Genomic DNA, 444 nt, shown 5'->3' with positions numbered 1-444 from the left:
ACGGTATTCTGGATCGCGCTGCTGCTGTATGTGCGTCTGTTCAAGCCGCTCTTCATGCTCAGGCGTCCGTACCGGATCGCGCAAGTGCGCGCCGAACGCGGCGACACCACCACACTCGTGATGCAACCCGACGGCCACGCGGGTTTTCGCTTCAAGCCCGGCCAGTTCGGCTGGCTCAACGTGTGGGGCAGTCCGTTCAGGATCACCGGACATCCTTTTTCGTTCTCGTCGAGCGCCGAAGCCGCGAATGGCCGCGTCGAAATGACGATTCTCAATCTCGGCGATTTCACGAGCCAGGTGAAGACGATAGAGGCGGGCCGGCGCGTGTATCTGGACGGACCGTATGGCGCATTCACGATCGGCCATCCGACCGACATGCACGTGCTGATCGCGGGCGGTATCGGCATTACGCCAATGATGAGCATGATCCGCACGCTCGCCGAT

The 444-nt window shown here is 61.5% G+C and carries 1 pseudogene; it reads left to right on the top strand.

Features of this window, described 5'->3' with window-relative positions:
* Positions 1–444: pseudogene (locus VSR34_RS38655) on the top strand (oxidoreductase); the annotation flags it as partial.

Source organism: Paraburkholderia sp. JHI2823 (genome assembly GCF_038900695.1).
Taxonomy (GTDB): domain Bacteria; phylum Pseudomonadota; class Gammaproteobacteria; order Burkholderiales; family Burkholderiaceae; genus Paraburkholderia; species Paraburkholderia mimosarum.
This window is presented reverse-complemented; position numbering and strand designations above follow the sequence as displayed.